Genomic DNA, 18,315 nt, shown 5'->3' with positions numbered 1-18,315 from the left:
ATCCTATTTCTCAGCGCGGCTGAGAAGGATGCGCATCTCCTCGAAGCGGCGCTTGCGATCCCCGTCGTCGACGGTCGGTGAATAGCAGGTGCTCGATACGCAGAAGCGCGCCAGGTTGTGCGGCTTGTCCGCCTTGTCGAATTCGCATTCGAAAATATCGGTCATCTCGGCCGGAGCCGTACCCTGGCGCGTCGAGTAAGACATGCGGACACCAGGCGGTTTCAACTCGGGAAAGGACTGGACTGTACCGATGGCGAGCTGATCGGTCATGAAGAAGCTCTTGGCCACGGACTTGCAGGTATCCTCAAGCTCAACTGACTGCGCCATCGCTCCTGCGGGCATAGCGAACATGGCAAATGCAAATAGAATAATCGGCTTACGCACTGACACTTCCTCCACTGTCTCTGTCGATGGAGGTAGAGCAGCGAGGCCAAAAGCAAATGGCGGTCTGAGCGACGACGGCCGGGAGGGCCAGAAGGTCCATCGGGCATGCTGCGTGCAGGAGCCTGCAGTGCGTTAGTGACCGGGAGTGCACGGGCAGCAGCGAACGGGCGGTGGTGAGGCTACGATATCCTCCGTTGACATTGGACTAACAGAAAAATGGATTCTATTTTGCGTGGATATGAACGATATGTGAGCGTCATCTGCAAATGACCGCTCTCGGCCGAAAGCAGACAAGCGTGACCGGCGATTGCACGCCCTTGGTGCCACGAGGGCGATACCCTTGAACTCGAGTTCGGGTGGCGTCGGCGGCTGTCCGTAGATGGGAGCGCTCCACGTCCGCCATTCATCCTAAAAGACTTGCTTCATCAGGAAACCAGCAATCTGCTCGAAATCGGCAAGCTGTCCAAACGGAACGAAACTGATGCAGACACGTAACCTCTAACGGTTCATCACTATCGGGGTAGCTTTGCCAAGCCCTTTGCCAGGATCGGACCCGTCGGGCGCCCTGTCGGCGACCCGCCAGCCTGTTCAAGCGTCAGTTCGTATAGCTGATCGAGGTGAGGCTTCGGGAGTGCAGGACCGGAAAGGCGAGCCGAATGCACACCCTTCAGCAGCCCGAGGGATACAGGACCCATTTCCCGTGACGGCAAAGTCCAGACCTGGATGGTCTTGTCGTTTGGCACGTCGAAATCGGCAAGGAGGCGGACGGCGGCGTTCTCGTTGCCGAAATCCTCGACGATCGCCTGGACTTCGCCGGTCTCGCTTACAAGGACTGCGACAACAATCGGCTCCACGGTTCGCATCAAACTGAACGCCAGTCCAACGGCAAGCAGAATGGTTGCGGCGATCGCCCCTACTGCAGTGTTTCGCCATATGCCTACGCGGTTGTCGTTCGATGACCGTCTTTCCTGCGGCGTTGCTGTATGCTGATGATCGGGTAGGGCGGTTTCGATGCGCTGCCAGAGTGCTTGATCGATGGCGACGGGTTCGAGCGCTAGGTCGAGCGGTAGGAGACGATCACGGCTGGCTGCCACGGCTGCCCGAAGTTCTATGTCACTGTCCATCGCCTTCTCGATCTCTGCCATCTCCCTAGGGTCAAGCAGGCCCAGTACGTATTCGTCGGCGATCCATAGAATATCCGCGTGCTCGTATCTCATGCCATGCACTCCCGGAGTGCGGTCAGCCCGCGTCTGATCCATGACTTGACCGTGCCTAGCGGCATCCGCAGCCGTCCGGCGATTTCCCCGTGCGTGTAGCCGTTGACATAGGCCATCAGAATGCCGCGCCGCTTTGTTTCGTCGAGGGCGCCGAGGCACTCATATAGACGCGAACTGCGGTCTAGGGACTGCCAGGCGGCGATCAGTTCGTTGGCGTCTTCTCCATCGCGGAGCATGCCGACGTCGTCCACCGTAATCTCGCGTTTGCCGTCACGCAGGAGATTGAGGGCCCGGTTGCGGACGATCGCGTAAATCCAGCCGCGGGCCGAACCACAATCCTGCTTGTATTGGTGGGCATGGGTCCAGATGCGGATGAAGGCTTCCTGGACGACCTCCTCGGCAAGGTCGCGCCGGCGCACGATGCGTTCGGCAACGGCGACAAGTCGGCCCGCCTCCTGATCGTAGATGCTACGCAACGCGTTGCGATCGCCCTTGGCGCATGCGGCGAGCGCGCCCCCAAGATTATCCGGCTTGAAGCCCATCAACATACACAAGGTCCCCCATCTCGGTGGTGACCACGGTCGCCACTGAATGCCTATACCCACGACGAGCTGGAATGGATGCGTGCCGAGAAAGTTTTTTTGGCAGCCTGCATCCAAATAGGCCTGCTGCCGTGTCCTGATGATGGGAGCGTTTCGAACAAGCCTCGAGCCGCCCCATAAAGCAACCAAACGGGAGAAAGACATGTCAATCATTCGTGCCGCACTGATCACCTCCTCCGTATTCGCGATCACCGCGAGCGCAGCTTTCGCCGCGCCGGTGCTCGGTCTGACTGGTGACAAAACGCTTGCCATGTTCGACACGGCAAAGCCTGCTGTCTCCAAGACGATGGAGGTCACCGGCGTCGACAAGCTCATCGGAATCGATTTCCGTCCGGGCACCAAGACCGTCATCGGTGTCACGGCTGACCATCGCATCGTCTCGATCAATCTCGAAACCGGGGCTGCGAGCGAGGTCGCCAAGATGGACAAGATGCTCTCTCTCACCGAAGCGCCTGTCGTCGTCGACTTCAATCCGATGGCCGACCGTCTGCGCGTCATGACCGGAACGACCAACCATCGGGTCCATCCCGACACGGGTGCGGTGACGGTGGACGGCGTCCTGGCCTACGAGGATGGCGACATGCACAAGGGTGAAACGCCAAACATCATCGCCGCTGCCTACACCAATTCCTTCGGCAAGCCCGAGAAGACGGCGATGTACAATATCGATGCAACCATCGGCGCACTGATCCAGCAGACCAAGCCAAACGACGGCACGCTGAAGGCGATCGGAAAGCTCGGCATCAAGGACGGTCCTGCAACATATGCCTTCGATATCCAAGGAACGGAAGACGGCAAAAACACGGCCTACCTGGCTGCGAGCAAGATGCTTTACACCGTGAACCTGGAAACTGGCGTGGCGACTGAAGTCGGTGCCATTGAGGGGCTGGACGCGGAGCTGCGTGACATCGCCATCCTTCCAGCGAGCTGACGATCGGCTCGTTTCTTGGGGCGCGGAGGGCCGGTGATCCACCGTCCTTCGCGCTCCGACGGGACTGTCTGAAAGAGCATCGGAGACTGGTTGCTATGCAAGGGCGTTGATTGGACCCGGATCAACTAGACTAGACGCGCGGGACCGAGCGATTAGGGAGGTTGGCATGAAACTTGTTCTCGTAGCCTATGTTGTGACGCTGCCCATCTTTGTCGCGATCGACTTCGTCTGGTTGAGCGTTATGGCAAGCGCGCTCTATCGTCCGGTCATCGGTGATATGCTGATTGAAGACTTCAGGCTTGCGCCAGCTGTTGCCTTTTATCTGCTTTATGTTGTTGGGCTGACGTTTCTGGCAGTCGAGCCCGGATTGGAAAGAGGGTCGCCGCGATCGGCTGCACTCCATGGGGCAATGCTCGGTTTTACGGCCTATGCGACCTACGACCTGACCAATCAGGCAACGTTGAGGAACTGGTCCACGGCCCTCACACTGGCTGATCTCGCTTGGGGATCCATCGTGTCTGCAACGGCTGCCCTTATCGGATGCTGGATTTCACTTCGGGTATAAGGACGGAACAGTTCGGCTTCGGGAGCATCTCGATGAACGACCACACTCCTCTTTGAACCTCGCTTTGATCGGTCGGCACGAAGATCTATTGGCCGTGCCGTCTCGTCTTTCCAGATCGGCAATCTCCACAAAAGGTCGGCGGCGACCGGAAGCATCACCGGCGCCTGGCCATTCCGTCCGAGCGCGAGGTAAACCTGATGCTCAGCGCTGCTGCTCACTCGCGGCAGGGCTTGTCAGTTTATCGAAACGAAACGGCCGCTGGCATCAAACCAGCAGTTGAAGAATGTCGTTCGACGTCCGTCGGTGTAGCCATCTCGGCCGCGCCTTTTCGGTAAAGTCGTCCACTTTAAGCGATCTGGTGGCTGTCTCGGAGCGCCAATTTATTAGACTGCAAGCGTAGAGCTACCCCATACTGAATAGCGAGACCCGCAATCAGCGTTGAGATATCGACAGCGGACGAGAACACATAGGCCTCCCTCAGCACCTGCAGCGAGATGCAGACCAGCGAACCCCAGGCAAAGACCGCAAGGCCCTGCTTTCCAAGCAACGACACGACATCAAGCTTGGCGCTGCCCGCGATGGTGCGGAACACGGTAATCTGCGAGATCACATAGGCCAGCGCGAGAATGTGCATCAGTCGCGGCAGTGGCAATATGCCCTTGTCGAAACCCACCAGAAGCGCGGGATGGTCACCCCAGGCCGTCAGATCATAGTGCCGGCCCTGGATCACGAACATCGCAAAGCCGAGATAGGCGATCGCAACAGCCATCAGGGCAGGGCTGTAGCCGACAAAGGTCTCGCCCTTCTTGGCGGAAATGCCGGCGCACAAGCCGATGCAATAGATCAGCTGCCAGGAAAACGGATTAAGGAACCAGGTGCCGTCGGTCGGGAAATTCGGAAGATTGATGTTGTTCCACCCCGCGATCGCCCAGATCGATACCGACACCGCAAGCAGCAACGCGCGGCTTCGCGACGCGAGAGCGAGGAAGCCAGGCGTTGCCGCGAGCAGCAGCATGTAGAGCGGAAGGATGTTGAAATAGCCCAGCTGATGCGTCATCCCGAGCACGCCGAGCGCCGTCGTCCATGGCGCTTCCAGGTAAGACACCATGTTGACGCGTTCCGAAAGCGCGGTCGTGCCGAGGAAGTTATGACCCGCCATCAAAACGATGACGGCCAGCACCGTGGTCAGTAGATGAACGCTGTAAAGCCGGCCAGCGCGACGCAGGATACGGGCAACCGCGTGAATGCGATCGCGAGCATAGGCGTTTGAGTAGGCAAGACCGGCGGACATGCCGGACATCAGCACGAAAGCCTCGGCCGCATCCGAAAAACCGAAGTTCTTCGACGTGACGCCTTCCATCATGTTGCCGGGCACGTGGTTGATGAAGATCATCACCAAGGCCAGGCCACGGAAGAAATCAAGGCGCGGATCTCGGCCGGCCGTTGGAGCGGCAGGGTGCTGCATGATTAACTTGTCCCGCTGATTCATTGCTGTTGTCGATGAACCCACGGTAGCAACCGCTCGATGAAGCCTACATGAACGGGTGGTTCATCGGGCAGCTAGGAGCCGCCCGAAAGGCATGCTTGCATCAAATGCATCTCTATGATGCGGATCACGTCGAACAGGAGTGTACGATATGACGACGCATCGTCGGCCTCGCAAGACGGCGTTGGATCCTTAAGGGCGCTGTCGCGCGTGTTCGGCGCAATCTATCGAAAGGGTTCACGTCAATGAAGATCTGACGCAGTCTGACTGCGGTAGTCGGAGAGTATTGAAGCGGCGCAATCAACAGTTAGAGCAGGTTTCAAGCATCTGCAGAAATACGATTGTTCCATAATTATGCTTACGCAACTTTTTATTAAGTTGCTGATTTTTATGGATAAAAATCCATATCCAAGCTGCTTTGGCTGTACTGCTGAACTCTCCACTGCTCCGCTTTCCAGGTAACTCCTGTATGCCGATCTCACGGGTTTTGTCCGGAAACGGTTCACTCACTACACCGGTAGGATTACCGATTGCCGTTTCTCGCCTGATGAGTATTGCTTTGATGCTCGAACAATCAAACACGGGTGGATGTCTCACGACGTCCTATGTCATGAGACGTTTTCTGAACGAAAAGCACTCCCTCGCCAAGGCCGCGATAATATGGATCGCGATAAGCTCGCTGTCGGTCTTGGCGTTAGCGGCGTTCGAATATAGGTCGGGCGTGCAAGAACTTTCGGACAAAGCGAGTGCTACCGAGACGCTTCTTGCCGAGAGATTGGCTCAGCACGACGCGCACCTGAGCGCACTCGGAGCGGTTGTTCGAATGTCGCCGGCGGAGCCGTCGCCAAGCATTCAGGGGCTCTCGGAAAATATCCTGACGCGATATCCTCGTATCGTCGATATCGCCACGTTCCGTCTCGATGCCGGCGCCGCGAGAATGGTTCCGTATGGCCAAGCCGATGGGGCCAAGGCAAAAGACATGCGTCTGCTCGATGAGTTGCCAAAGCTTTCTAATGTCGGCGATATTGCTGCGCGTGCCGTGGTCGGTGAACATGCCTACGATCTCTTCAAGCTGGTTGAACCCGGCCGCATCCTGCGTCTGCGCATCGACGCAGACGGATTGCTTGATGGCGACAAGACGCCTCAAGATTATTCAACCAAGCTTACGCTGAACAATGAGACACTCGCAGTGCATGGCGCCACGGAGAGCGCACTCCTTGCTGCCACGGCCAGCATCATCATGACCAGTCACACTCAACCACTCGAGATGGAGATCCGCCGAAAATTCGGTGCCGGCGAACTCGTTCCCCTGCGATTGGCCATTCCGCTGATCGCTGGCTTGGCAGCCATCACTTGGTTGGCTGTGTCATATCAGGAAACGCAGGCGGAGCGCCGTCGCCAGGAGAAGCGGGCGGCTTTGCTGAAACAGGAAGCAACGCTCGCTCATGCCGGACGAGTGAACGCCTTGGGGGAGATGGCATCCGGCATTGCCCATGAACTGGCCCAGCCAGTGGCGGCAATGCTGAGCCAAAGTCAGGCCGCAAGGCGCGCCCTTAACATGGGACGCGAGGATATCCTGGAAAAGGCGCTCGACGCCAACATTCGTGAAGCAAAACGCGCCGGCGATATCCTGGGGCGCATGCGTGCATATATCTCAGGTGCGCCGGCTGACATCCGAATGGTACCCCTCAACGAGGCGATTGCCGAAGCCATGCGCCTCATTGAAGCGGATATCAAAGCAAGGGGTGTCGCCGTCGACATGATCGTTCCCTCGGGGCTGCCCGCCGTGCCGATCGATGTCGTTTCGTTTCAGCAGGTCATTCACAACCTCGTGCGAAACGCCGCGGATGCGGTCGCCGGTTGCCGATCGCCCCTCATCACTCTGGAGGCTCGGAGAGAACGGGACGGCGTTGCTATCCTCGTCGCGGATAACGGGCCCGGCATCGAGACCGGCTCGCTCCATCGGATATTTGAACCGTTCTTCACGACGAAGGCAGACGGAATGGGTCTCGGTCTGCCGCTGTCGGCCAGGCTGATCGAGCGCATGGATGGTAGCCTGGAAGCCCACAACGACAATGGCGCTACCTTCATCATACGACTGCCACTGGGAGAGCTCTCGTGATCTACCTTGTCGATGACGATCTCGCGGTGCGAGAGGCGATGACCCTTTTGCTTGCCACATACGGAAAAGAGGTCACGGCTTTCCCGGATGCGGCCCACCTACTCGCCCACGTGGAAAAAGCAAAGCCCGGCATCATGCTCCTCGATCTGAGGATGCCTGCCATCAGTGGCTTACAACTCCTGAAGAAGCTCGAAGATCTCGATATCCGCTGGCCAGCCATCATGATCACAGGCCACGGCGATGTCGAGGCATGCCGACGCGCCTTCAAGGCGGGCGTTGTCGATTTTCTCGCCAAGCCGGTCGATGAGCATGTGTTGATGGAAACCATAGCGATGTGCGAATCCGCACTTAATGATCTTCTCGTTCGTCACGAGAACAGTCGATTGCTCGACCATCTTACCGCGCGGGAACGGGAGGTGATCGAACTGGTTTCGAAGGGGTTTGGAAGCAAAGACATCGCGGTCGCACTCGATGTGTCTGTGCGAACCGTTGACAGTCATCGGGCGAGCATCGCGACCAAACTGGGAACGCCAGCGGTCGCCGAGCAGACGCGCATCTGGCTTATGGCGCATCGGTAGTTCTACCGATCCCGCTCGGTGACGGCGCGAATTCATCCCATCGGAAATCCCTATAAACTGGCATCCATCAACAACAGAAAGAAGGTTGCCAGAATGAAGATCCTCCCGCTTGCCCTCACCGCTAGCGTGCTTCTTACCGCTCCATCGTTTGCTCAAGACACCGTGCAGCAAACCAGCCTCGCAACCACGCTCGCAGTTGATATCGCCCAGGCGGCTGTCTCGGCATGCGCCGACGACGGCTACAATGTCTCGGCAGCCGTGACTGATCGATCTGGCGTTCTCCTCGCCTTGGTGCGTGCCGAAAACGCAGGTGCCCACACAGCGAATGCGTCCAGGGAAAAGGCTTTCACATCGGCATCGTCGCGAAATGCAACGAGCGCGATGGCCGAGAACGTAGCCAAGAACCCTGGCGCGGCCGGTCTCGCGGATATTCCTGGCTTCCTCGTTCTGGCCGGTGGCGTTCCGATCAAAGTCGGAAAGGATACGATTGGCGCGATTGGCGTTGCCGGCGCGCCGGGTGGCAATCTGGATGAGGCATGCGCCAACAAGGCGATCGAGAAGGTCGGCACGCGCCTCAAGTGAAGTCTTCAGCGCCGTTCTGTCTCCGGGCAGACTGAAGTTCGCATTTGCAGGCAAACCTCAAGTTTCACGCGTTTTATCGGCGGGCATTGTTGTCCGCCGATTTTCATTTGCGTGCGACAAGGTGCTTCGGCAAAAAAAACGGAATGCAATGTCGGAACGGAACGACCTTCAACGTCTTCAAGATGAAGCGAGTGAGGAGAACCATAATGGCATCGCCCATGAATGTTCAGGGAATCTACGCAACCGCGGTGGTGAGCGACCTTGAGGCAGCGCTGGTTTGGTACCAACGCTTCATAGGCCGACCTGCCGACGACCGACCGCTCCCAGACATGGCGCAATGGCGTAACATGAGTGCGACGGGCGGGCTCCAGCTTTGGTGCGATGAAGCACGCTCGGGAAATGCCGTCATGACGATCGTCGTGCCCGATCTCGATGCCGAAAAGGAGCGTCTGTCGGTGGAAGGCATCTTGCCCGAGACAGTGGCTCAAGGGGCTTTCGGCGCTGTTGCGAATTTCTTCGATGAGGAAAACAACCGGATTGTTCTGGCCGAGCCTCCTAAAGGCTGACCCGAGCGCGAGACAATCGTGATGATTGAAGGGAGCGAACACATGGATATGAACGAGTTGAAATCTGCCAAGGATCTGGCAGCGAAGCGCGTGTCTCGGTTCGAGAACGAAAGCGCGGAGTATGCCGAAGCACGCGCGGCACTGCTTGCGGAGGAAATCGAGGTCAGACGCCATCTCACGCGGCTCGCCGAGCAGCGGCGGCGCCTGCCCGCCGGTCCTGTCATCGAGAAGGACTATCGTTTCAAGGATGAGAACGGCAGCGAAGTCGGTCTTGCCGATCTATTCGGATCTCACGACACGCTGGTGACGTACTTCTGGATGTTCGGCCCACAACGTGAGCGGCCCTGCCCGATGTGCACGAACTTTCTTGGCGGGGTCAACGGGAACGGAGCCGATATCAAGCAGCGGGTTGCGTTCAAAATCCTCGGGCGAAGCCCTGTGGCGCGTCAACGGGCCTTTGCCATCGAGCGCGGCTGGCGCGATCTCGATTTCGTTCAAACGGTCGGTGACGATTACGCTCGGGATCTCGGTCTGCTGGATGATAGGGGATATGAATATCCTGGATTCACGGTTTATCAGAAAAGGGGACGGGAAGTCCGCGTGTTTTACAACGGCGAGATGCCGTTCGAAGCGGCCGATCCCGGACAAGATCCGAGAGGAGCCGTCGATATCGCGCCGCTTTGGAACATCCTGGATATGACGCCCGCCGGACGGGGAGCGGACTGGTATCCCAAGCTCAACTATTGAAGGCGGGTGGCGCTGGGGCGCGGTTGCCCGTGATCAACGGGCGAGAACGGTGATAACGCCGCAATAGCTCATTGCCGTCAAAAGCAGCAGCGAAGCGGATGCCGCAAGAATGACGCGTCCGCCTGCGCTGGCGACGGTACGAATATTGACCGAGAGACCCAGTGCCGCCATTGCAAGGACGGTCAACGCGCTCGATAGCGTTAGCAAGAACGGGATGATCGTAGCTGGTATGAGCCCCATCGAACGAGCGATCACCACAATGATGAACCCGATGATGAACCACGGAACGAGACCGCGTTGCGCATGGGCGCAATCACTGCGGTCCTTCTGGATAATTCCAAGTACGAAAATGACCGGGCCCAGCATCAAGACGCGTAACAGCTTGATCAATGTCCCGGTTTGCACCGCGATCAGGCCGGCAGGCGCCGCCGCGGCGAGCACCTGCGGCACGGCATAGACCGTCAAGCCGGCCAACGCGCCATATTGCGTTACCGTCATGCCAGCATAGAAATACATCAGCGGAAGGATGAGAACCGAAGCGACACCCAGAACCGCGGTAAAGGCCAGCGCGGCGGCAACTTCGTCCGAATCCGCTTCGATCACCGGAGCGACCGCGACAATCGCGGAATTGCCGCAGATCGAGTTTCCGCAAGCGATCAGCAGGGCCAGGCGGCTCGACAATCCGCAAAAGCGGGCAACGAGAAAGCTGGCGCAGATCGAAATGACAACGATCGCCACCACGCAGACGACCAGCGTCGCACCGGCGCTTCGTAGCGTTCCCAAACTCAAGGAAGCGCCCAAAAGGACGATCGCGATCTCAAGCAATGTCTTGGAGCTGAAACTGATGCCCGGCTGCCAAGATGTTTTGCCGGGTAAAGCCGTTCGCGTGATGATCCCGATCACGATTGCGAACACCAGTGCTTCGAGAAGCCCAACCCCGAACACGGCGTGTTCCAGTCGCTCGAACAGATAGGCAGCGGCAGCCACCGCGATGCAGACAAGCAAGCCGGGAACGATCTGGCGACTACGGTTGTAACAGTTATGGAGGGTCATCGGGCACCTGGAATTCTAATGATTACCCGGCAGATTTTTCAGCTAATCGCGTCGACTTCCATCGAATATTCTTCTACATTTCATTCGAGAAAATAGAATGATTTCCCATGACCTTCGAACAGCTTGCAATTTTCGTCGCGGTGGCGGAGCGTGAACATCTGACCAAGGCCGCGGCCTCGATCAATCTCACGCCATCTGCCGTTAGCAATGCGATCAAGAACCTCGAGCATCACTATGGCGTCGAGCTTTTTCACCGCGTCGGTCGCCGCATCGAGCTGACGGAATCGGGACGAATCTTCCTCGGCGAAGCGAAGTCATTGCTTTCGAGAGCGCGTGCTGCCGAGCTTGTGCTCAGTGAACTCGGCGGAATGCGGCGCGGAGCGTTGAGTGTGTTCGCCAGCCAGACGATCGCCAGCTATTGGCTCCCGTCCCGCCTCATGCGGTTCCACGCGTCGCACCCGGGCATTGACCTCACTCTGACGATTGGCAACACCCGCACTGTCGCCGATGCGGTCATTTCCGGCGAGGCTGATGTCGGCTTCGTGGAAGGTGACATCGACGAGCCGGCGCTCGCAGCTTCGGTCGTTGCGCAAGACGAGCTCGTTGTGGTCGTCAGTGCATCACACCCTTGGGCGCGCGCCGGCAAACCACCGAACGACGAGCTTGTCGCCGCACCTTGGGTGATGCGCGAGATTGGTTCGGGAACACGTTCCGTGTTCGAAGATGCGCTGGCCGAGATGGGCATAAAGGTCGAGGAATTGACGATCGCGATGGTGCTGCCATCCAACGAGGCAATCTTGGCAGCACTCGATGACAGCCTGTGCGTCGCTGCCGTTTCCCGTCTCGCCGCTCAGCAACATATCGAGGCCGGCAAATTGACCGAGGTCGATTTTTGCCGGCCGGTCCGTGAGTTTCGCCTTCTGAACCACAAGGAGCGGCACAGCAGCAGGGCCGCCTCGACTTTGATCGAGATGTGCCGCGTCAGAAGGCTCTAACTGCCGCTCAAAGCTCGGCCAGCGCCGCAAAGGTGGCGGCAAACGATGCGTCGGCGCGATAAAAGACCGGCGGCTCACCGATCGGCGCGGCAATACTGATTTCCTGACCACCGACATACGTCTGGCCGCTCCACACGTGTATCCAGTCAACGCCGTTTGGCAGATAGAGCAATCGTTCGTGCTGTCCTGCCTGCCAGACAGGCGCAACAAGCAATTCCTTGCCATAAAGGTAGCTGTCCTGGATCGCATAGGTATTGCGGTCGTCTTCATGATGCAGGAAGAGTGGTCGCTGCACCGGAAGACCTGTTTCCTCGGCGGCTGCCGACAGTGTGCGGAGATAGGGTGCCAGATGCACATAAAGGCGGGTCATGCGCGCGAAATGCGCCAACACTTGTGTATCCTGGTCGATCTGGACGTTGTCACGTGGCCGATTTCCTTCATGAGTGCGCATGGCCGAGGTGAAGACCGACATCTCGGCCCAACGCATCAACAGCTCGGGGGTCCGCACGTTTCCGAACAAGCTGGTGTAGCCGCCTATATCGGAGTGATGATAGGCGTTGCCGAGCAATCCTGACGATAGTGCTGCCGAGATGACGGTCACGAGACCATCATGGCGCGAGAAGTCAACCGATTGGTCTCCACCCCATAGCAAAGGGCAATGCGCCTGGACGCCGGTGAAACCCGCCCGCATGAAGAATAGCGCTTCTCCGGTCATGCCACGTGACGCGACCGCATTGGCATTGACCTCGGCCCAAAGGGTCGGCCACGCATTGTGCATCAGCTTGGCGTCGATGCCGTTGTCCAGATTGACATCGATCGGCAGATATTCGCCGAAATCCGCCATCCAGCCGGATAGACCGAAATCCAGCATCTTCTTGCCGATGACCTCTTCGGCAAACCATTCGGCAGCTTTCGGATTGGTGAAATCGACGACGCCGCAATCGAACTCGCCGAAGTCGACAAGGGCTGTCGCGCCTTCCGTCGTTTTGGCGAAATAACCAGCACGTTCAGCCTCCGGGAAGAGGGGGCCATCAACGCATAGATAGGGATTCACATAACCCAGAAAGCGGATGCCGGCGTCGTTCAGCTCGGCAATCTTCTGGCGCAGACCAGGATAGCGATCCTCGTTTGCCTGCCAATCCCAAAATAGTCTTGCCCCGAAGGAGGTCTGCCTGAGCCCGACCCAGTCCTCGCACCAGAGACCGGAGACCTGTACGCCCGCGTACCGCATCGCCTGCAGTCGGGCAAAGGAGTTAACACCGTCTTTCAAGCCAATGATCGCACCCTTATAGACCCACTCGGGTAGGCGCGGCTGGCGGCCGAAGCGTTTGGATAGCTGGCCCACGAGCTCGACGAAACTGGGCGCTGCGAAGAGCTCGATGCGCTCAGGTATCGCCCAGGTCTCGATCTCGTGGAAGCTCTTGTGGCGGAAGTCGAAGACCGAATAGGCGGTCGTCTCCACATGCAGTGCGTAGCGTGCCGACGAGACATAGGTCGGCTGCGGGTAGTTGGTATTGAAGTAGTCGCCGCCGGCACGATCCTTGACGTTGGACTTGAAGGTGATCTCGCTGGTCTTGTCGCGGCCGACGCCTGGTTCCGACGTCCAGAGCGGAAAGCGCCTGCCGCGCATGTCGAAATAAGACATCTGCTCGCCGCCACCCCAGACATGCTCGTCATGGTCGGCGGCGACCCGCATCCAGAAGCGGTTGATCAGCGGATCGAGCGCCTGGATTTCGATGGCGCTGTCGGTGAAGGTTAGGACGAGGCGTGGCGGCTGGCCAGCGCGTTCCGACAAGGCGATCCGGCGTCCGTCTATCTCGGCATGCGCCAATCTGCTGCGCTCGATCACATAGTCTTCGATGTCGAAATTACCGCGATACATGTCCATGCGCTCTTCGCCGATGCCGACGAAAATTGCGGGTGCGCTGCTCGTGTGGTTGAGAACGACGCGCCCGTCGAGGGACACGGTGAAACCCGAAGTAGTCGCCTCGAGTACGATGCGCTCTCCGGTCCCACCCGCTTGCCTGAGTTCAGTCGGCGCCGGACGTTCGAGCGTTGAATCGATAAACATACTATCTCGCTGCATTGCTGTGGCGTGGCTCATCCCTTGATGCCTCCCGAGGTCAGACCGGATACGACACGCTCCTGGAAGATGACGATCAGGATTGCCACCGGAACGATGCCGACGACGAGCGCGGAGGAGATCACCGGCCAGGGGAAGGCGAACTCGCCCTGATAGAGCTGGATGCCCACGGGAAGGGTACGAAGCGACGGATTGGAATTGAACGACAGCGCCAGCAGGAACTCGTCCCAGGCGTTGACGAAGGCCAGAATGCCGGCGGTGAAGACACCCGGCGCGCAAAGGGGAACGACGACCTTGAAAAGCGCGCCGAGCCGGGTGCAGCCGTCGATCATCGCGGCATTTTCGAGATCGCGCGGGATGCCCTCGAAGAAAGAAATCAGCATCAGCGTGCAGATCGGCAGGGACAGCACCGTATACGGTAGGATCAGTGCAACCCACGTGTTCAAGAGATTGAGCGAGCGCATGATCTCGAACAGCGGCACGAGCAGGGTCACCAACGGGAAGGTGGAGACGGCGACGATCAGCGCCAGGATCAGTCCGCGAAAGCGCAGATTGAGGCGCGCCAGCGCGTATGCGGCGAGAACCGATACGAACAGCGTTAGCAACGTCGACAGCAGCGCCACCATGAAGCTGTTGAACAGGAACAGATGCAGCGGCTGGTCGGAGAATGCCTGCATGTAGTTCGCAAGCGTGGCGTGATGGGGAAGCCAGGTGATCGGTTTCAGCGTCAGTTCGCTCTCCGTCTTCAGCGACGTGAACAAGATCCACATTGCCGGGAACAGCCCGTTGACGAGTAGGATTGCGGCGGCAATGAAGCGCAGAGGTTTACCGGTCAGGAACGACGCGGGGCTGGGAACGACGACGGCGCTCATGACCTATTCCTTTGTCCTGATGATGCGGAGATAGACTGCAGTGACGACCATCGACAGCGCGAACATGACGACGGCGAGCGCCGATCCGTAGCCGAGATCGAGAAACGAGACAGTGTTCTGGTGGATATACATGGCAAGTGTCGCCGTAGACGTACCCGGACCACCACCCGTCATCATGAATGGGATATCGAAAGTCTGCAGCGCGGTGATCGTGCGGAAAATCAGTGCGACGACGATCGAGGGCTTGAGCAGCGGCAGTGTGATCTCGAAGAACTGCCGGACACGGCCTGCCCCGTCGACATCAGCCGCCTCATAGAGAGAACGCGGAATGGTCTGAAGGCCAGCTAGGATCATCAGCGCCATGAAGGACGACGTCTTCCACACGATCGTCAGGCAGATGGCGGCGAAAGCCCAGTTCGGGGAATTGAACCAGATGATACTGCCGAAGCCGAGACGCGTGAGCACGTCGTTCACGACGCCGTATTCCGAGTGGAAGAACCACGCGAAGATCAGGCCCGCGAAGGAAAGCGGCAGCGCCCATGGGATCAGCAACGACAGCCGCACCGGCCATTGCATGGCAAACGGCAGATTGGCGAGCAGTGCAAGTCCGAGGCCGACCAACAGGGCGCCGGGTACAGTGATGATCGTGATCAGCACGGTGTTCCACAGCGTCTGCCAGAACACCGGATCGTCGATCATCGCGCGGTAGTTGTCGATGCCGACGAACTCCGCCGGCAAGCCGGAGGTCAGCGACAGGTTGAAGAAACTGGTGTAAACCAGCCGCCCAACGGGATAGACGATGATCAGCGACAGCAGAATGGCGGCGGGCGCCAGCAAAAGAACGGCCAGCGCGCGGTCGCTCAGATCTAGCCATTTGCTCCACCGCGGCAATCGCTCTTCATCTGCGTCAGTGAGCGGCATGATTGATATACTCACGGCGAGCGCTCCTGCTGTGCGTGTTCATGTCATATCCCTTTCTGTCGGGGCGCAGTGAGCGCGACCTGCAACGGTGAAACAAGATGCATTGCAGGTCAGCGCATGGTGCGCAAAGGCGGACTATCGCAAGATCCGCTTCAGCCGCGCTTCGATCTGCGAAGCGCCTTCTTCCGGCGTGCTGACACCTGCCAGCACAGCATTGATGGTGGTGCGGATCGTCTCGCTGACCTCGTTATAGCGAGGGGTGACAGGGCGGGCCTTTGCGGTTTCGACCACCGGCAGAGCGCTGGCGAACCACGGCGCTGCCTTGGTGACATCGGCGTCCTTGTAGAGATCGGCATAGGTCGGCAGCAACGCGCCATTGACTGCCATGAACTTCGAGACTTCAGGGCTGGACAGGAATTCGACAAGCTTCTTTGCCTCTTCCTGATGCGTGGAGTAGGCAGACACGCCGAACTCCCAACCGCCCAAGCAGCTTGCCTGCTCGCCGCCGGTCACTGACGGAAGCGTAGCAACATCGACCTTGCCGACAACGGCCGAATCCTTGCCCTGGAAGCTGGACCAGCCATAGGACCAGTTGATAGCGAACACGACGTTGCCAGCCTGGAATTCCTTGCGGGTGTCGTCAGTCGCAACTTCGGAAATGTTCTTCTTGGAGACGCCGTCATCAACGAAGCTCTTCCACAGCGCCAGCGATTTGACGGCGGCATCGTGATCGAACGTCAGTTTGCCGTTCTCGACGAGCGTCTTGCCCTGGCTCCAGTAAGGCAGCAGGAAAGTGCAGACCGCACCCTCGATCGCCTTGCCCTGGAACGACAGGCCCTGAAGATCGGGACGCCCTTCACCCTGGGTGATTTTCTTGGCCGCTGCCGTCAATTCATCCCACGTCTTTGGGGGTTGGATGCCGTACTTGTCGAGCAGATCCTTGCGATAGTAGAGGAACATCGCATCGGCGAATGCTGGGATGGCCACCACCTTGCTATCAACGGTATTTGCTTCCGTGTAGGTCGGCAGGAACTTCGACATATCCTTGTCGGAGAAGTCGCTGGTCCAGCCGGCCTTGGCATATTGAGCCGGTCGGATGACATCGAGCATCAGGACGTCGAGATTGGTGTCCTTGGCCGACATCACGGTGTTCAGGTACTGAGCCTGAGCCTCCGACGTGTTGCCGCCAGCCTCGATGGTGACCTTCACCCCTGGCGTCTTGGCTTCGTATTGGTCGAATACCTTGCGCCATACATCGGGATGATGCTGGCTCGACACGAAGATCTTGAGTTCCGTATCGGCGAAAGCCGGAACGGCCGAGCCCAGAATGCTGGCGCAAAGCGCCAAGCCGATAAGTGGCCTGCTGATCATGTTTTCCTCCCAGTGATCATAAGCGCGGACCTCAATCCTCCGCCGCGCAAAGAGCTGCAGGCGATCGCGCGCTGCGTTGCGGCGTCGAACAGATGAACCTTTGAAGGGTCGACGCCGATCCTGATTTCCTCGCCGGCATGGGTGCGAACATCAGGCGGCATGCGTGCGGTCAATACGTCGCCGCCCAACTGGAAATGGACCAGTGTGTCGGAGCCGAGCGGCTCGACGACCTGAACCTTCACGGACAGTTGGACATCGGATGCTGCAACCGGCGTGAAATGCTCGGGCCGAATGCCGACGATCACTTCCCGGCCTTCGTCCAGCGTCCCCTGACCTGAACGGACCGCGGCGCATGGCAGCGAGTTGCCGTCGCTGAAGACGAGACGGTCGCCCTTGATCTCAGCTTTTGAGAAGTTCATCGCCGGAGAACCAACGAAGCCACCGACGAAGACGCTGTTTGGCCGGTTGTAGACCTCGTCTGGCGTGCCGACCTGCTCGATGTCGCCGCCGCGGAGAATGACGATGCGGTCAGCCAGCGTCATCGCCTCCACCTGGTCGTGCGTGACATAAATGATTGTCGTGCCGATCTGCTGATGCAGACGCTTGATCTCGGTGCGCACCTGTCCGCGAAGTTTGGCATCGAGGTTCGACAGCGGCTCGTCGAACAGAAACACTTGTGGACGGCGCACGATCGCGCGGCCCATGGCGACACGCTGACGCTGACCGCCGGACAATTGCCCCGGACGGCGATCCAGAAGATGCGAAATACCGAGGATCTCCGCAGCATCGTTGATGCGTCGGTTGGAATCGGCAATGTTTGTGCCGCGAACCTTGAGACTGAAGCCCATGTTCTCGCGTACGGTCTTGTGCGGATAAAGCGCGTAATCCTGGAAGACCATGGCAATGTCGCGTTCACGCGGCGGCAGCGCGTTGACGACCCGATCTCCGATACGGATTTCACCGCCGGAGATGGTCTCCAGACCGGCTACCATACGCAGTGTCGTCGACTTTCCGCATCCGGACGGACCAACGAAAACGACGAATTCGCCGTCCGCGATCTCCAGGTCGATGCCCTTGACGATGCGCAGCGCGCCATAACTTTTGTCAAGCTTCTTCAGACTTACCGACGCCATGCGTTCCTCCTCAAACCTTGACCGAAATCAAACCAAGGCCACCTCTTGGCAGCGATCATACCGACCGCGATAAGGAAATCAATAGTGTATCAATTTTATTTATGTCG

17 protein-coding genes and 1 pseudogene are annotated in these 18,315 nt (G+C 58.6%); 8 read left to right on the top strand and 10 right to left on the bottom strand.

All coding sequences use genetic code 11. The features are described from left to right. Positions 1-3 precede the first annotated feature (3 nt). From ACODTZ_RS06580 to ACODTZ_RS06570, 3 genes are all read right to left on the bottom strand, one after another. A complete protein-coding gene (locus tag ACODTZ_RS06580) occupies positions 4-384 on the bottom strand; it encodes a hypothetical protein (protein WP_489024631.1) in 381 nt (126 codons plus the stop codon). Positions 385-896: 512 nt separating this feature from the next. Continuing rightward, the gene (locus tag ACODTZ_RS06575) at positions 897-1,601 is read right to left on the bottom strand and encodes an anti-sigma factor (RefSeq protein ID WP_489024630.1); all 705 of its coding nucleotides are present in this window, start codon (positions 1,599-1,601) and stop codon (positions 897-899) included. Further along, positions 1,598-2,149: a sigma-70 family RNA polymerase sigma factor gene (locus ACODTZ_RS06570; RefSeq protein ID WP_489024628.1), complete on the bottom strand. Its 552-nt coding sequence runs from the start codon at positions 2,147-2,149 to the stop codon at positions 1,598-1,600. Before ACODTZ_RS06570 ends, ACODTZ_RS06575 begins: the two co-directional genes overlap by 4 nt. Positions 2,150-2,345: 196 nt before the next feature. Here ACODTZ_RS06570 and ACODTZ_RS06565 point away from each other — a divergent pair, with 196 nt between their 5' ends. Then, positions 2,346-3,134 (top strand): DUF4394 domain-containing protein, encoded by a 789-nt coding sequence (locus ACODTZ_RS06565; protein WP_489024627.1) that lies wholly within the window; start codon positions 2,346-2,348, stop codon positions 3,132-3,134. Between the two features lie 166 nt (positions 3,135-3,300). After that, on the top strand, positions 3,301-3,699 hold the full coding sequence (locus ACODTZ_RS06560) for a DUF2177 family protein (protein WP_489024626.1): 399 nt from the start codon (positions 3,301-3,303) through the stop codon (positions 3,697-3,699). 346 nt (positions 3,700-4,045) lie between these two features. Here ACODTZ_RS06560 and ACODTZ_RS06555 read toward each other — a convergent pair whose 3' ends face one another. Further along, on the bottom strand, positions 4,046-5,164 hold the full coding sequence (locus tag ACODTZ_RS06555; RefSeq protein ID WP_489024625.1) for an OpgC family protein: 1,119 nt from the start codon (positions 5,162-5,164) through the stop codon (positions 4,046-4,048). A gap of 490 nt (positions 5,165-5,654) precedes the next feature. Here ACODTZ_RS06555 and ACODTZ_RS06550 point away from each other — a divergent pair, with 490 nt between their 5' ends. The 5 genes from ACODTZ_RS06550 to ACODTZ_RS06530 all read left to right on the top strand — a co-directional run bounded on the left by ACODTZ_RS06550 (position 5,655) and on the right by ACODTZ_RS06530 (position 9,780). Further along, complete coding sequence (locus ACODTZ_RS06550; RefSeq protein WP_489024624.1) at positions 5,655-7,307, top strand: sensor histidine kinase; 1,653 nt, start codon at positions 5,655-5,657, stop codon at positions 7,305-7,307. Then, positions 7,304-7,885 carry a response regulator transcription factor gene (locus tag ACODTZ_RS06545; RefSeq protein ID WP_489024623.1) on the top strand — a complete coding sequence of 194 codons (582 nt, stop codon included), beginning with the start codon at positions 7,304-7,306 and terminating at the stop codon, positions 7,883-7,885. The genes ACODTZ_RS06550 and ACODTZ_RS06545 overlap by 4 nt, the downstream gene beginning before the upstream one ends. A gap of 93 nt (positions 7,886-7,978) precedes the next feature. Further along, a complete protein-coding gene (locus tag ACODTZ_RS06540; protein ID WP_489024622.1) occupies positions 7,979-8,467 on the top strand; it encodes a GlcG/HbpS family heme-binding protein in 489 nt (162 codons plus the stop codon). Positions 8,468-8,511: 44 nt separating this feature from the next. Then, on the top strand, positions 8,512-9,033 hold the full coding sequence (locus tag ACODTZ_RS06535) for a VOC family protein (protein WP_489024621.1): 522 nt from the start codon (positions 8,512-8,514) through the stop codon (positions 9,031-9,033). Positions 9,034-9,075: 42 nt separating this feature from the next. Next, complete coding sequence (locus tag ACODTZ_RS06530) at positions 9,076-9,780, top strand: DUF899 family protein (protein ID WP_489024619.1); 705 nt, start codon at positions 9,076-9,078, stop codon at positions 9,778-9,780. Positions 9,781-9,813: 33 nt separating this feature from the next. Here ACODTZ_RS06530 and ACODTZ_RS06525 read toward each other — a convergent pair whose 3' ends face one another. Beyond that, positions 9,814-10,833 (bottom strand): YeiH family protein, encoded by a 1,020-nt coding sequence (locus ACODTZ_RS06525; protein WP_489024618.1) that lies wholly within the window; start codon positions 10,831-10,833, stop codon positions 9,814-9,816. Positions 10,834-10,940: 107 nt separating this feature from the next. Here ACODTZ_RS06525 and ACODTZ_RS06520 point away from each other — a divergent pair, with 107 nt between their 5' ends. Next, a complete protein-coding gene (locus tag ACODTZ_RS06520) occupies positions 10,941-11,828 on the top strand; it encodes a LysR family transcriptional regulator (protein ID WP_489024617.1) in 888 nt (295 codons plus the stop codon). A gap of 7 nt (positions 11,829-11,835) precedes the next feature. On the opposite strand, the gene ACODTZ_RS06515 is transcribed toward ACODTZ_RS06520, so the two are convergent. The 5 genes and pseudogenes from ACODTZ_RS06515 to ACODTZ_RS06495 all read right to left on the bottom strand — a co-directional run. Continuing rightward, positions 11,836-13,827 carry an alpha-glucosidase gene (locus ACODTZ_RS06515; protein WP_489024819.1) on the bottom strand — a complete coding sequence of 664 codons (1,992 nt, stop codon included), beginning with the start codon at positions 13,825-13,827 and terminating at the stop codon, positions 11,836-11,838. Between the two features lie 101 nt (positions 13,828-13,928). Continuing rightward, positions 13,929-14,783: a carbohydrate ABC transporter permease gene (locus ACODTZ_RS06510; RefSeq protein ID WP_489024616.1), complete on the bottom strand. Its 855-nt coding sequence runs from the start codon at positions 14,781-14,783 to the stop codon at positions 13,929-13,931. 3 nt (positions 14,784-14,786) lie between these two features. After that, a complete protein-coding gene (locus tag ACODTZ_RS06505; protein ID WP_489024818.1) occupies positions 14,787-15,704 on the bottom strand; it encodes a carbohydrate ABC transporter permease in 918 nt (305 codons plus the stop codon). Between the two features lie 135 nt (positions 15,705-15,839). Further along, complete coding sequence (locus ACODTZ_RS06500) at positions 15,840-17,075, bottom strand: ABC transporter substrate-binding protein (protein ID WP_489024614.1); 1,236 nt, start codon at positions 17,073-17,075, stop codon at positions 15,840-15,842. A gap of 62 nt (positions 17,076-17,137) precedes the next feature. Beyond that, positions 17,138-18,208, bottom strand: a pseudogene (locus tag ACODTZ_RS06495) (ABC transporter ATP-binding protein); the annotation flags it as partial. Positions 18,209-18,315 lie beyond the last annotated feature (107 nt).

Source organism: Rhizobium sp. FG113, from assembly GCF_057809895.1.
This window is presented reverse-complemented; position numbering and strand designations above follow the sequence as displayed.

Bases quoted from the DNA above. Each gene is read 5' to 3' on its own strand.
- ACODTZ_RS06550 (WP_489024624.1), top strand. From the start codon at position 5,655: ATGCCGATCTCACGGGTTTTGTCCGGAAACGGTTCACTCACTACACCG.
- ACODTZ_RS06555 (WP_489024625.1), bottom strand. From the start codon at position 5,164: ATGCAGCACCCTGCCGCTCCAACGGCCGGCCGAGATCCGCGCCTTGAT.
- ACODTZ_RS06500 (WP_489024614.1), bottom strand. From the start codon at position 17,075: ATGATCAGCAGGCCACTTATCGGCTTGGCGCTTTGCGCCAGCATTCTG.
- ACODTZ_RS06530 (WP_489024619.1), top strand. From the start codon at position 9,076: ATGGATATGAACGAGTTGAAATCTGCCAAGGATCTGGCAGCGAAGCGC.
- ACODTZ_RS06505 (WP_489024818.1), bottom strand. From the start codon at position 15,704: ATGCCGCTCACTGACGCAGATGAAGAGCGATTGCCGCGGTGGAGCAAA.
- ACODTZ_RS06570 (WP_489024628.1), bottom strand. From the start codon at position 2,149: ATGTTGATGGGCTTCAAGCCGGATAATCTTGGGGGCGCGCTCGCCGCA.
- ACODTZ_RS06575 (WP_489024630.1), bottom strand. From the start codon at position 1,601: ATGAGATACGAGCACGCGGATATTCTATGGATCGCCGACGAATACGTA.
- ACODTZ_RS06525 (WP_489024618.1), bottom strand. From the start codon at position 10,833: ATGACCCTCCATAACTGTTACAACCGTAGTCGCCAGATCGTTCCCGGC.
- ACODTZ_RS06510 (WP_489024616.1), bottom strand. From the start codon at position 14,783: ATGAGCGCCGTCGTCGTTCCCAGCCCCGCGTCGTTCCTGACCGGTAAA.
- ACODTZ_RS06540 (WP_489024622.1), top strand. From the start codon at position 7,979: ATGAAGATCCTCCCGCTTGCCCTCACCGCTAGCGTGCTTCTTACCGCT.
- ACODTZ_RS06565 (WP_489024627.1), top strand. From the start codon at position 2,346: ATGTCAATCATTCGTGCCGCACTGATCACCTCCTCCGTATTCGCGATC.
- ACODTZ_RS06560 (WP_489024626.1), top strand. From the start codon at position 3,301: ATGAAACTTGTTCTCGTAGCCTATGTTGTGACGCTGCCCATCTTTGTC.
- ACODTZ_RS06520 (WP_489024617.1), top strand. From the start codon at position 10,941: ATGACCTTCGAACAGCTTGCAATTTTCGTCGCGGTGGCGGAGCGTGAA.